The following is a 12,476-nucleotide window of genomic DNA, read 5'->3' as shown; positions in this document are numbered from 1 at the left end:
CTGTATCGTTTCGAGGGTTCAGGGCCGACACGGGAGGCGCCATGGGAGACACGACGGCAAAGCCGCTGCGGGCGGACGCGGAGCGCAGCATGCGCCTGATCCTGGAGGCGGCGGAACGCCTGCTGTCCAAGGACCCGGGCGCTTCGATGGAGCAGATCGCGGCCGAGGCGGGCGTGTCCCGCACGACGATCCACCGCCGCTTCGCACACCGCCAGGCACTGATCGACGCCCTGGCCCTGTCGGCGGCCCGCCAGCTGGCCCAGGCGGTGGACGACGGCCGCCCCAGCACCGCCCCGCCCCTGGTGGCCCTGCACCGCATCACCGCCAACGTCCTGGAGGTCAAGGGCGCCTGGACCTTCGCCCTGAGCCTCCCCGCCACCCCCGGCACGGAGGCGGCAGCCCTCCACGGAACGATGACCGAACACTGCCTCACCGTCCTGGCCCGCGCCCGCGAGGACCACCTCATCACCCCCTCCGCCGACCTCCCCTGGCTCCAACGCGTCTACTACGCCCTCCTCGGCGAAACCCTCCACGGCAACCCGAACGACCCGGTGACGGACCCGGACGCGATGGCGGCACGGGTGGTGGAGACGTTCTTGCACGGGGCGGGGGCGCGGGGCTGACGGCCCTCCGGTGGCCTGTTGCGTACCACCGCGTCCGGGCCGGGCGGGTGACTCCCGTGGCCCTCGGGTCGGTACCTTCACGAGGTAACCGGCTCACCCGACCTGGCTGCTGTTGCCGCACTCATCGGCGATCGCACGCGCGCGAAGATTCCGCTGGCCTTGCTGGACGGCGGCCCGATGACGGCCTCGGCCCCGGCCGAGCGGCGGAGACGGGGATTGCGCTGATCAACGGCGCGACCGAGTTCCTCGGGCAGCCAGTGCTCCGGAAGACTCGGTGACCTGTTCCCCGTCGAGGACCCTGGGGACTCTGGCTACTGGCCCGGCATCGCGGACGATCTCATCCACATACAGCCCGGACTCTTCCAGATCCGGTAGACGGGCTGGTTGACAGCACAGCCGGGCATCCGGTCCGGCTGATGGGCGATGTCGACGATCCCCCGGCTACCGTCCTCCCTCAGCACAGCCGCCGGAGCCGGTGTGTCCCGGCCGAGAAGGCGGAAGAAAATCGAGGCGTCCCGTCGTCACTGTCGACGCCTTGATCACCTGATCGTTGGCAGGCTCGCCCGCGTATGGGTAGAAGCCTTCCGCGCGCCACGAGTCGACGAGCTCCTGACGCCGCTCGTCTGCACGGGAACGGAAGTGCACACGCATGCGCTCCCGAGCTTCGGCCAACACCTCGGCAGCGGGCCCTTCGGGTGCCCAATCGGCAAAGGCAAGGTCGCCGACCGCTTCGTCCTCGAACCCTGACCAGGAGAGGTACGCCGTGAAGTGTGGACTCCAGGTCAGGCGCGGGATTCTTGCCGCAGCGAAGGCTCCGACCAGTCCCGAGCAGCCCTCGCCACACTCAACGCCCCGCCCACAGCTCGTCAGAAAGCGGTGCGGCGTTCAGGCCATCGCGACGGCTGCGCCAGTTCGGCAAGAAGCTGTCCAACAGCTGAGTGAAGCGCTGACCGTGCCCTCGTTCGAGATAGTGGACCATCTCGTGCACGACGACGTATTCGACGCACTCGGGATGCTTCTTTGCCAGCTCGGAGTTGAACCACAGGCGGTGGGTCTCCCGGTTGCAGGAGCCCCACTTGGTCTTCATTCGCCGGATGCCCCACCACGGGACCGACACCCCTAGCTTGGGCTCCCAGCGTTCGATGAGCGCAGGGATCGCCTGCCGGAGCTGCTGGCGACTCCACTGGTCGAGCAGGTCGCGGCGGCGCTCCTCACTCGTGCCGGCCGGCACGTACAACAGCATCCGGTCACCGTCGATCTCCACATGCGGGCGTCCCGGGCGCTCGATGACCTTCAGGCGACGTCGTACACCCCAGACGTAGTGCGACTCACCATTGACCATCTCGCGTACCGACTGCCGCTGGGCGGCGCGCAGCTGATCCTGTTGGCGCTTGATCCACGGCAACCGCTGGATGACGGCCAGGCGGACCTGATCGTCATCCAGCTGCCGAGGAGCAGCCACCCGGACACGCCCCATGGGCGGGTATACGCCGATGTGCAGGTTCTTGATGTCCTTGTAGATCACATCGACGTCGATGCCTCGGACAGCGAAGCGGGCGCTAGTGGTACTCATGCCGTGCTTTCACCAGTTCGAAAAGCTCATCCAGCCGGTCGAAGTCATCGGGAAGTGTTCGCTTGATCGCATTGCGGACCTTGCGCTCCCTCAACTGGTTTCCCACCCAGGCATGCGGCTTGGAGTGGAGCACCGCTGTATCGACCCCGACGGCCAGATGCTCGTCCGGGAGGAAGAAGTCAATCAGGGCCCGCCTCGCCTCATTGGTGGCCCAGGCAGGGTACTTGTAGCCGTCACCGGAATCACCCCTACCGAGCTGCGCAGCAGTCTCCAGCAATTTGGCAAGGTAGTCCTGGTACTCGATCGCACCCCTGCGCCGTTCCTCGATTATGGCGTCGAGGAGCTCCGACATCTTGTCGAAGTACTTCGGGTTCGTCGCACGCTCTTCAACGATCAGTTTGCGCACATTGTTGGCGACCGTCTCGGCAACCGCTTCAGGACTGCTCCTGATTCCCTTCGGCAGCTTATCGAGGGCTCCGGCACCGAGTTCGACGATGAGCTGGACGAGACCGGCCTCCTCGAAGTCGAACAGGGCCTCGGACGCGTCCGCCTGGATGTAGGTGTCCAGGAGGAACCGCATGCCGGCCTCGTACTGCTTGAAGTCGACGTCCTCGCCGGCCCCGAGCTTCACCTCGTCGCGGACAGCCGTGTAGTGACGGATCTCAGCCCGGATGCCCTCGGCCTCCGGGCGCGTGTACCCGGCGGCTTCCATGTCGTTCGCCAGGTTAGCGAAGGCCCGTGTGACGGCAGCCACGGCCTTGTAGAGCTCGACCCGCTTGGGCTCGTTAGCCTTCAGCTGCCCGGCGTTGCCCGGCTCTGCCGCGCAGAAGTACTGCTGGTACTGGAGCGTGTGCCGGGGCTGCGCGACCACCTCGCAGAGCGCGCGGATCCGTTCCAGCGCTTCGTCGAGAGCTTCCCGCGCCTTACCGAGCCGGTCAGTCAGCAGGCCCTCGATGTCCTGCGGCTCGTACCCGTCGAGTGCACCGGAGGTGTAGTCGTTGATGGTGTCCTGGAGCGAGTTGAAAAGGTCCCGGTAGTCGACGATGCCGCCGAATTCCTTGTCGTCCCCGTCAAGGCGGTTGACTCGGCAGATCGCCTGGAACAGGCCGTGGTCACTCATCTTCTTGTCGATGTAGAGGTACGTCGCGCTCGGGGCGTCGAACCCGGTCAGAAGCTTGTCGACCACGATGAGCAGGCGCATGCGGCCCGGCTCTTCGACAAACTGCCGCTTGACCTCTTTCTCGAACTGCTCGACCTTCGTCATGGCGACGTCTTCGGACTCTGCGAAGTGGTCGGCGAGCATCCTTCGATAGATGTCGTACTGGCGGAGCTTCTCCGTCTGGCCTGCGCCGGAGTCCTCCTTGGAGATGTCGCCGGGACGCGGGGCGTAACTGGTGACGATGGCGCACTTCCCCCGGAAGCCCGCGTTGCAGAACAGCTCGTAGAACTTGCACGCCTGGTAGATGCTCTCGCCCACGAGCATCGCGTTGCCCCGCCCGTCCATCAGCCGGGGCTTGGTCTCCATGTCGAGAAGGATGTCCTGCACGATCTGCTTCGCCCGGGGCTCGGAGGAGACGACCTTCTGCATCGTGCCCCAGCGCTTCTTCAGCTCCGCCTTGGACAGGTCGGTCATGCCTCTGGTCTTGGCCTCGAACCACTTGTCCACCTGCGCCGGCGACGTGAGGTGCTGGTCAATGGAACGGGGTTCGTAGCGCAGATCAAGTACAGCGCCGTCCTCGACGGCCTCGTCAAACTTGTACGTGTGGATGAACGACCCGAAGGTCTCCATGCTGGTGGCCTTGTCCGCCTTGAGCAGTGGCGTTCCTGTGAACCCGATGAACATGGCGCCCGGCAGCAGGTCCTTCATCGCGTCGTGCATCTTGCCTGACTGGGTGCGGTGGGCCTCATCGACGAACACGAAGAGGTTGCCCTTGGCCTTGAAGCCCTTGGAAACCCTGGCCTTGAGCTCCTTGATGAACTCGTTACTCGCCTCGGCTGTGTCCGCACCATCCGCTGAGCTACCGAATTTGTGGACGAGAGAGCAGATGAGCCACTCGGTGGATTTGTTCAGAGTGTCCAGGAGATCCACGCCGCTACTGGTGCGATAGATCTGCTCGTTGACGCCGTTGAAGACCTTCTCGATCTGCTCGTCCAGCTCGGTGCGATCGGTGATCAGGAGGACTCGCGCGTCCTTCTGATGCTCCCGGATCCACTTCGCCAGCCACACCATCGTGAGCGACTTCCCCGACCCCTGGGTGTGCCAGATGATGCCGCCCTCGCGTCGACCGATACGTTCCTGCGCGGCCCTGACACCGAAGTACTGGTTGTGACGGCACACCTTACGGACGCCGGAGTCAAAGACAGTGAAGTCATGGATCAGCTCAAGCAGTCGCTCCTTGCCGCACATCTGGATCAGGGCGCGGTCCAGCGGCTCCTCGACGTCGGAGGACTCCTTCCACTGCAACCAGTACTTCTCAGGCGTGTCGATGACGCCGTAGCGCAGACCTTCCACGTCGTTGCCGGCGAGCACGAGCTGGACAGTGGAGAAGAACGGCCGGATGAACCCGGGCTTCTGGTTGCCGATGGTCTGCCGGATGCCCTCGCTCACCGCCACCCGGGAGCGCTTGAGTTCCAGAGTCACCAGAGCCAGACCGTTGACGTAAAGCACGATGTCGGGCCGCTTCGTCTGCTTCCCGACAATCGTCACCTCCTCCACGACGACGAAGTCATTGGCCTGCGGGTCGTCCCAGTCGATGAGCTTGACCGTCTCGTACCGCTCACCGGCGCCCGGTTTGACCCCGACCCCGTAGCGCAGCAAGCCATAAACGGCACGGTTCGCTTCGTACAGGTCGCGACCGCCGCCGAGCGCGGCGGCCTTCATCAGCTGGTCGATTGCTTTGCTCACGAGGGCGCTGTCGTAACCGCGAGCTCGGAGGTTCGACTCCAGTAGCTCGACCTCGATGTTCGAGTTGCCGGTGCGGTACTCACGACTGCCAAGGTAGCGGTAGCGCAGCCGCTCCCTGAACAGCCGGACGACCCGGTCCTGGGTCTCGCGCTCGAGCTGTCCGACATCGCTCACTTGGCTTCCTCCGTTCCCACCGGCAACTGGGTTCGTCCGGTGAGCAGTTCCTGCATCAGGCTGACCTTGACGGCCCTCGCCTTGGTGAGCCGCTCTGTCAACACACGGATCTCGGCACCGGCGTCGTCGAGAGCGCGTGCGATGGCTTCTTGCTCCGCCAGCTCCGGAACGGCCAGCGGAAACATCTTGAAGGTGGGCAGTCGAAGGGAATCAACGGTCGCTTTGACGCTGTTCTCCATGGCGTGCGCGCCGAAGTAGTGCTTCATGTACTGGAATACGAAGCGCCCGTTTACAGAATCACCGAAATCATTGATCACGTATACGCGCTGGTGCGCCTCGAACTTGCCGACGATGTAGTGGAAGATCGATCCGATGCCGCCTTCTCCGGGGACGAGAATCGCTTCACAGTCGTAGGAGTACGAGTCGATCCGCTCCACATTTGCCGAGCGCACAAAGAACGGATACGGCCCCGAAGGGGTCTTGTCCTGGTTGTTTCGAGAGCCGGTCTTGATCCGTGCGACATCGCCGAGTCGGGCCTCGCCCCAAGGTGCGGAGAATCCGGCAAGCCGCGTGGACCCGGTGAGCAGTTGCTGGGCGAGACCTTGCGCGATCTGCTGCTTCTTCACGAGAAGACGGCTCAGCCTCTGTACGTACTCATCGGCGGTGAAGACGGCGTCCGCGATCCTCTTCTGCTCGGACGGATCGACGGGAAGGCAGATAGGTACGTGGGCGATGTCTCCCATATTGATCTTCTTGGGGATGGCCCAGAGGAGAGATCGATCCTCCACCGCCTTCACAAATCGGCGGGATTTGGTGAAGACGTACAGATATCGGCCGTCAATCTTCGGGCCGGGCCGCAGCAGGGCCAGGCTGACATAGATACTGGCCTCGACATCCCAGTCGAGAAGTTTCGTGTCGGCCAGCGATCCGATTCGCGTCATGAGAATGTCGCCGCGCTGCGGCCGGCAGCGCGAGATCAACCGACGGTGCTCTTCCGGGGAGATGTGCTTCACATTGACGAATTCGCCATTCGTGACGCTTTCGACGCTGAAGAACGGAATGCCGCGTGGCACGTAGGTGGGAGTGTGGTGCGTCCCATCGGTGATGACATCGCAGAGCTCCCCAAGGGATCGCTCCACCCATCCGTCCGGAACATGAGCAGCGTTTCCCGATTCCATGGTCACTTGACCCCCAGCTGGGCGAGGATCGTGGCGACGCTGTCTTCGAGTTCGTCCGCTGCGGCCTTGAGCGCGTCCACGGTCTGCCCGTAGCGGCCGCCAAGCTCCTGCATCCGCTTGACCAGACCCAAGGTGAGCCCCTCGACCTCAGAGGTCACCCGCGTGGTGAGCGTCCCCAGCCACTTGTCTGCCAGCACCAGCGTCCGTACTTCGCTGTCCGTGAGCTCGCCGTACTTCTTCAGCACGGCGAGGCCGAGCGTCGACTCTGCTTCTTTGCTCGCCTTCTTGGCTACTGCCTCCGCGTTGTAGAGCTTGACCAGATGCGCGAGAGCCGCGATTTCCTCGGCGTCGGCCTTCTCGTGGCGGGCCTTCTTCAGGCGGTCCGACGCGAGGGCCTTGGTGATCTTTCCGTCGTCCAGGGCTTCCGCCAGGAGCCCATCCTCGACGGCATGCTCCTCGACGTACTCGTCGACGGCACGACCGGCGTCTTCCGCTTCCGTCACCAGCCCATCGGCCTCGGCGCGTTCCTTCGCGAAGTAGCGCGCCACAATCAGGGCCGGCGGGATGAGGTCCGTCTTGTACTTGGTGGCGCCGCGGCCGGTGCCCACAACGAGGTCGGGCGCCTCGGAGAGCTTGCGAGTCTTGTCCACCACGATGGCGCGCGGTTTGGCAGCGCCGAGCCAGCCCTCATTCATGATCATGAAGACGTCGTCGTGCATGACGTCGTGCCAGTACGTCATAAGTTGCTCGTAGACGTCGTACTCGTCCAGCAGGGGCACCCGCTTGAAGCGGGCGAGCAAGTCGTCGCCAAGGGCGGCGATGAGATCATTCGGCCGAGTAGTCTCGTCGATCCCTTCGAGCTGCTCGCGATGAGTCTCGAACCACTCAGTATTGAGCTCCCGGGCCTCTTGGGTGAACTTCTGGAACTCGGGGGAATCAAGAATGGCCTGCTGAACTTGGCTAACCTCGATGGTCAGATCGCTGTAGCCAGGGCGGTTCGGCTCGAACAGCCGGCCCCGCAACTGCGGGAAGGCGTCCCAGTAGCCCCCGAGCGCGTCGAGGTCGTGGTCAGGAATGCCGCCGTGCAGGTGCGCGTGGAGGTCCTGGATGTCCTCGGGTTCGGAGGAGTCGATGTAGCGGGGGATGTTGAGGTTGTAGTCGTTCTTCGGATCTGCGATCTCCGACAGCGGGACCATGCGCGAGTAGCGTTCGATCGTGGTCTGCCGCGTGAAGACATCGACGATCTTGTGGATGTCCTGACTGCGGAGGCGGTTCTTGTTGCCGTCCTTGATAAAGCCCTTAGACGCATCGATCATGAAGACGCCTGTGCGGCCGACGGCGTTCTCCTTGTCCAAAACGATGATGCCGGCGGGAATGCCAGTCCCGTAGAAGAGGTTCGCGGGGAGGCCGATGATGCCCTTGATGAACCCTTGCTTGATTAGGCGTCGCCGGATGTCGGCTTCGGCGTTGCCGCGGAAGAGCACGCCGTGCGGAAGGATGACGGCTGCCTTGCCCGCGCTCTTGAGCGACTTGAGGATGTGCAGCAGGAAGGCATAGTCGCCGTTCTTCTCCGGCGGCCGGCCATACTCGAAGCGGCCGTACTCCTGCTCCAGTCCGTTGCTCCAGGACTTGATCGAGAACGGTGGGTTGGCCACGGCGAAGTCGAATGTCTGGAGTGCGTTCCCGTTGGTGAACTGAGGGCTTGTGATGGTGTCGCCCTTGAGGATCCCGGCGTCCTCGTGCCCGTGCAGGATCATGTTCATTTTGGAGAGCGCCCACGTGGCGTTGTCCTTCTCCTGGCCGTAGATCGTGATGCCGCGTGATGTCTCGGCAGCGACCTTCAGGAGAAGCGAGCCGGAGCCGCAGGTCGGGTCGTAGACCGTCTGGTCCTGGCGGGTGGCTTTGGTGATGCCGACCACCTTGGCCAGCACGCGGGACACCTCGGAGGGGGTGTAGAACTGGCCCTTGCTCTTGCCGGACTCCGTGGCAAAGTGGCGCATCAAGTACTCGTAGGCGTCGCCAAGGAGGTCGTCGCCCTCAGCTCGGGAGCCGCGGAAGTCCAGGTCGCTGAAGATCGTGACGAGCTTTGAGAGCCGATCCTGGATCTCCTTGCCCTTACCGAGCTTCTCCTCGTCATTGAAGTCGGCGAGGTCGATGACGTTGCGCAGGCCGTTCGCCTCGGCGAGCCGACTAATAATCTTGTTGAAGCGGTCGCCGATCTCCTTGTCCCCCTTGACGGCGACCATGTCGTCGAAGGAACCGCCCGGCGGGACGTCGATGAGACTGTCGGGGTCCGCCTTGGCCTTGTCTGAGACATACTTCACGAAGAGCAGCGTGAGAATGTAGTCTTTGTACTGGCCGGCGTCCATCCCGCCGCGCAGCTCGTCGCAGCTCTTCCAGAGCGAGCTGTAGAGGTCTGTCTTCTTGAGGGCCAAGGCTCTTCTTCCCGGTATGTCATGGCGGTCGCGCGGGCCGCCAACCCTGATGCCTGCGGCGTGAAGCACGTCGCGCGGCCGTTCCCAGCCATCGATGCGAGTTCCACGCGTGCGGCGGCCGAGTCCACGCGGGAAGCGTAGTAGAGAAAGCGACCGAGCTGCCCTGTACGGGAAGAGAGACGACTTGCGGTCCCCGCCAGCAGGGCAGCCCGACGGGTCACAGAGCGAAGACGGCAATCAGGTCTGCGGTGGCCAAAGGATGCACCTTCGCAAGACCTGAAGACGTACGAGCGCCACGGAACCTGATCGGGCAATGTCAGCTGATTGCCTGACTGTTGAGGGCTGCGTCCGGTAAATCTGTGTGAGTGACTGACTCCACGCCCAGCGAGCCCACCGCCGACGATGGCGAACCCACCTCTTTCCGCGAGCGGGCGAAGGGCTGGGCCGAGAAGCACCCGAGGACGATCCAGGTCGTCAAAACCATGGCCGTGACCGTGGGCGTCGCTGCGGGAGTGGCTGTCGCCGTCATGGCCTTCAAGTCGGACGGTATGGCGCAAGACGAAGCCGAGGATGCCGGGTACGCCGAGGACGGCGAGGCGCAGGAGCCTTTCTCCGATCCTGAAGCCGCGAGCCAGACCCGCCAGTCCCACCCAGACCCCGATCGCGACCCCTTCCTGCGAAGGCTCCCCCGTGGCCAGCAAGCCAGCCCGGAGGCCAGGGAGAGATACAGGGAGCTGACGGATGGGGGTGAGCTTCCTGACGGCTACACCCTGGTTAGCCGGTGGCTCTACGAGACCGCAGCCTGAGCGTCCGGGTGAGGGGCTCCGCACAGTGCCGGCAGAGGCCCCCGAGACGCTCTTGCCCCCACTGACCTAATGGAATGCTGACCTTGACGAGGTGCACTGGGAGGCTCTCGTCGGTCTTGGAACCGTGGCAGAACCTGAGCTGCTAAGACGTGGCGGCCGATGAAGCGGGCTTCAAGGGGTCATACCTCCACCACCCGCGACTTCGGACGGACCTCTCCACTCAACAAGTCATGCCTCTCATCGCTATCGATCCTGGCCACCATCGTCTGTGTTTTGTACGTCTCGTGCATCTCGTACGTCTCCCCGCCTAGGTTCTCCGATGTCACGGCATCCTCGCCGAAGAGCGTCAGTTCCTCGTATCCGGCGAACTCGTCGAGGTACATCCGGATGTCCCGTGGGTCGCGGAAGACCATGACCCCGGTGGTTGTCTCCACCGTCACCAAGCGCTCGTCGTACATGGTGAACGTGTTCAGAGGGCAGCCCGGCAGGTGGGTCAGCGACGCCAGCCGGTCCAGTTGCACGGCATGGCGTCCGGAGGGACGAAGGGGGAGCGCGCAGCTTGTTCGGTGACGAGGAACGTGAACTGCTTGCGGCGGTCGTAGAGGACGTCCTGCCGCTCCAGCTTCTTCGCCGCCGCCCGGCTGTGGTCACCGGGGATGTGCTCCAGCCGGCCCGGATGTACTCCGGGGTCGACAGCAGAGCCGTGAGCATGTAGGGGCCAACGCCGATACCTCGGCCACCAGGGCCGACGGGGCTTCCAGGGCAGTGAGCAGGCACTCTATGTCCACCAGAGTGGGGCGCACCCTGCCGTTCCCGATACGGCTCACCAGCGTGGCGGCGAGTTCCTGAGCGGACTGGCCGAGCTGCTCGGGCTCGAACGTCACGCAGTCACGTACTCCAGGAACGGGGCGGGATCACCTTCGTACAGTTCCCGCTCGATCTGCGTCCCGTCGTCGGCGTACTTCATCAGGACGACCGTGGAGCGGTCGAACATCCAGAAGTCGTCGACACCTCCCAGGGTTCGTCCGGTCCGTGACGTCGAGGATGCGGATCAGCGCCGTCCAGTCATCCTCGTAGGGGCCGGGAAACCGCTCCCCTGCGAACCGGGAGAACTCGTCAGCCTCCTGTGGGACGCGGTAGACGGGGGGTGTCTCCAGCCGCCAAGCCCCGCTCGTGAACTCGCTGAACTTCGCCTGCCACTTCTCACCAGCCAAGAGCAGGGCTGCCTCCCGCAACACGCTCCCGTGAACCCCCAAGTCCGCAGCCCCGCCGGAAGCCGCCCAGAACGACGGTGCGGACGTCATGCACGGCCGTCTACGCACTCTCGCGACCATGCGCGTTCTTGCATAAAGAGGGCCTGCGAGCGGGCCACTGAGGACTCCCGTCCTCTTTCCCTCGCCAGAGTCATCCCGGCACCTGCGATGCCCCTTCGAAAGCCCAGGTCATCACCGCCCCAACCACCTCCCCAGAGTCAGCACGAAGTCAGCACACAACCCGGAAAATGCCTGAATCCACCGGAGAAAACAGGAAGGGACCAAACCCGAAGATCTGGCCCCTGACCTGGGGTTTCCTACTACGACCAGCCACTTTCGGCGATCAAGGAATCAGGCATTACACGTTGAAGCGGAACTCCACCACGTCCCCGTCCTGCATCACGTACTCCTTGCCCTCCATGCGGGCCTTGCCCGCTGCGCGGGCTTCGGCTACCGAGCCGGTTTCGGTCAGGTCTTCGAAGGAGATGATCTCTGCCTTGATGAAGCCCTTCTGGAAGTCGGTGTGGATGACGCCGGCGGCCTCGGGGGCGGTGGCGCCCTTCTTGATGGTCCAGGCGCGGGTTTCCTTGGGGCCTGCGGTGAGGTACGTCTGGAGGCCGAGGGTGTCGAAGCCGACGCGGCCGAGGGTGGCGAGGCCGGGTTCTTCCTGGCCCATGGACTGGAGGAGTTCCAGGGCCTCGTCGTCGTCCAGCTCGATCAGCTCGGACTCGATCTTGGCGTTCAGGAAGATGGCCTCGGCGGGGGCGACCAGGGCGCGCTGTTCGTTCTTGAAGTCCTCGTCCACCAGCTCGTCCTCGTCCACGTTGAACACGTAGATGAAGGGCTTGGTGGTGAGGAGGTGGAGCTCGTGGAGGAGGCGGCCCTTCTCCGTGGAGGCGGTGATGCCCGCGTGGAAGAGGGTGTCGCCGGCTTCGAGGATCTTCTGCGCCTCCTCGACCGCCGCGAGCACCGCGACCTTCTCCTTCTGGAGGCGGGACTCCTTCTGGAGGCGCGGGATCGCCTTCTCGACGGACTGGAGGTCCGCGAGGATCAGCTCCGTGTTGATCGTCTCGATGTCGTCCTTGGGCGAGACCTTGCCGTCGACGTGGACGACGTTCTCGTCCTTGAAGGCGCGGATGACCTGGCAGATCGCGTCCGACTCGCGGATGTTCGCGAGGAACTTGTTGCCCAGGCCCTCGCCCTCGCTCGCGCCCCGTACGATCCCCGCGATGTCCACGAAGTCCACCGTCGCCGGCAGGATCTTCTGCGAACCGAAGATCTTTGCCAGGGCGTCCAGACGGTGGTCCGGGACGCCGACCACGCCGACGTTCGGCTCGATCGTGGCGAACGGGTAGTTGGCCGCCAGCACGTCGTTCTTGGTCAGGGCGTTGAACAGGGTCGACTTGCCGACATTCGGCAGTCCGACGATTCCGATACTAGTACTCATGCCACAAACGTCCGCTCAGGATCAAGAAGGGTGGGGTCGGCCGCGACGGCGGCCCAGGCGCGCCATCGTCCACGTGCGCGTA

At 64.2% G+C, this 12,476-nt stretch carries 9 protein-coding genes and 1 pseudogene; 2 read left to right on the top strand and 8 right to left on the bottom strand.

Going from position 1 to position 12,476, the window contains the following annotated elements:
* Window positions 1–41 precede the first annotated feature (41 nt).
* Window positions 42–623 (top strand): TetR/AcrR family transcriptional regulator, encoded by a 582-nt coding sequence (locus OG338_RS20015; RefSeq protein WP_405938631.1) that lies wholly within the window; start codon window positions 42–44, stop codon window positions 621–623.
* Window positions 624–1,467: 844 nt separating this feature from the next.
* Here the strand turns inward: OG338_RS20015 and OG338_RS20010 are convergent.
* The 4 genes from OG338_RS20010 to OG338_RS19995 are packed head-to-tail and all read right to left on the bottom strand — an operon-like array spanning window position 1,468 to window position 8,888.
* Window positions 1,468–2,196: a M48 family metallopeptidase gene (locus OG338_RS20010; RefSeq protein WP_405938630.1), complete on the bottom strand. Its 729-nt coding sequence runs from the start codon at window positions 2,194–2,196 to the stop codon at window positions 1,468–1,470.
* Entirely contained in the window at window positions 2,183–5,275 is a 3,093-nt protein-coding gene (locus tag OG338_RS20005; protein ID WP_405938629.1) for a type I restriction endonuclease subunit R, read from the bottom strand. The genes OG338_RS20010 and OG338_RS20005 overlap by 14 nt, the downstream gene beginning before the upstream one ends.
* A complete protein-coding gene (locus OG338_RS20000; protein ID WP_405940474.1) occupies window positions 5,272–6,453 on the bottom strand; it encodes a restriction endonuclease subunit S in 1,182 nt (393 codons plus the stop codon). The genes OG338_RS20005 and OG338_RS20000 overlap by 4 nt, the downstream gene beginning before the upstream one ends.
* 2 nt (window positions 6,454–6,455) lie before the next feature.
* Window positions 6,456–8,888, bottom strand: coding sequence for a type I restriction-modification system subunit M (locus tag OG338_RS19995; protein ID WP_405938628.1), 2,433 nt, complete (start codon window positions 8,886–8,888; stop codon window positions 6,456–6,458).
* Between the two features lie 365 nt (window positions 8,889–9,253).
* Between OG338_RS19995 and OG338_RS19990 the strand changes: the two genes are divergently transcribed.
* On the top strand, window positions 9,254–9,694 hold the full coding sequence (locus tag OG338_RS19990; RefSeq protein WP_405938627.1) for a hypothetical protein: 441 nt from the start codon (window positions 9,254–9,256) through the stop codon (window positions 9,692–9,694).
* 179 nt (window positions 9,695–9,873) lie between these two features.
* Here OG338_RS19990 and OG338_RS19985 read toward each other — a convergent pair whose 3' ends face one another.
* The 4 genes and pseudogenes from OG338_RS19985 to ychF all read right to left on the bottom strand — a co-directional run bounded on the left by OG338_RS19985 (window position 9,874) and on the right by ychF (window position 12,394).
* Window positions 9,874–10,152: a hypothetical protein gene (locus tag OG338_RS19985; protein WP_405938626.1), complete on the bottom strand. Its 279-nt coding sequence runs from the start codon at window positions 10,150–10,152 to the stop codon at window positions 9,874–9,876.
* A 422-nt stretch (window positions 10,153–10,574) separates the two neighbouring features.
* Entirely contained in the window at window positions 10,575–10,661 is an 87-nt protein-coding gene (locus OG338_RS19980; RefSeq protein ID WP_405940473.1) for a hypothetical protein, read from the bottom strand.
* A 139-nt stretch (window positions 10,662–10,800) separates the two neighbouring features.
* Window positions 10,801–10,998: pseudogene (locus OG338_RS19975) on the bottom strand (hypothetical protein); the annotation flags it as partial.
* Between the two features lie 307 nt (window positions 10,999–11,305).
* The gene (gene ychF / locus OG338_RS19970) at window positions 11,306–12,394 is read right to left on the bottom strand and encodes a redox-regulated ATPase YchF (RefSeq protein ID WP_405938625.1); all 1,089 of its coding nucleotides are present in this window, start codon (window positions 12,392–12,394) and stop codon (window positions 11,306–11,308) included.
* Window positions 12,395–12,476 lie beyond the last annotated feature (82 nt).

The organism is Streptomyces sp. NBC_00726 (genome assembly GCF_045161735.1).
Taxonomy (GTDB): domain Bacteria; phylum Actinomycetota; class Actinomycetes; order Streptomycetales; family Streptomycetaceae; genus Streptomyces.
Note: the sequence above shows the minus strand (reverse complement) of the source record. Positions and strands in the feature narration are given on the sequence as shown.

Coding starts and splice junctions, on each gene's coding strand:
- OG338_RS20015 (WP_405938631.1), top strand. CDS start 42: ATGGGAGACACGACGGCAAAGCCGCTGCGGGCGGACGCGGAGCGCAGC.
- OG338_RS20010 (WP_405938630.1), bottom strand. CDS start 2,196: ATGAGTACCACTAGCGCCCGCTTCGCTGTCCGAGGCATCGACGTCGAT.
- OG338_RS20000 (WP_405940474.1), bottom strand. CDS start 6,453: ATGGAATCGGGAAACGCTGCTCATGTTCCGGACGGATGGGTGGAGCGA.
- OG338_RS19985 (WP_405938626.1), bottom strand. CDS start 10,152: ATGTACGACGAGCGCTTGGTGACGGTGGAGACAACCACCGGGGTCATG.
- OG338_RS19980 (WP_405940473.1), bottom strand. CDS start 10,661: ATGAAGTACGCCGACGACGGGACGCAGATCGAGCGGGAACTGTACGAA.
- ychF (WP_405938625.1), bottom strand. CDS start 12,394: ATGAGTACTAGTATCGGAATCGTCGGACTGCCGAATGTCGGCAAGTCG.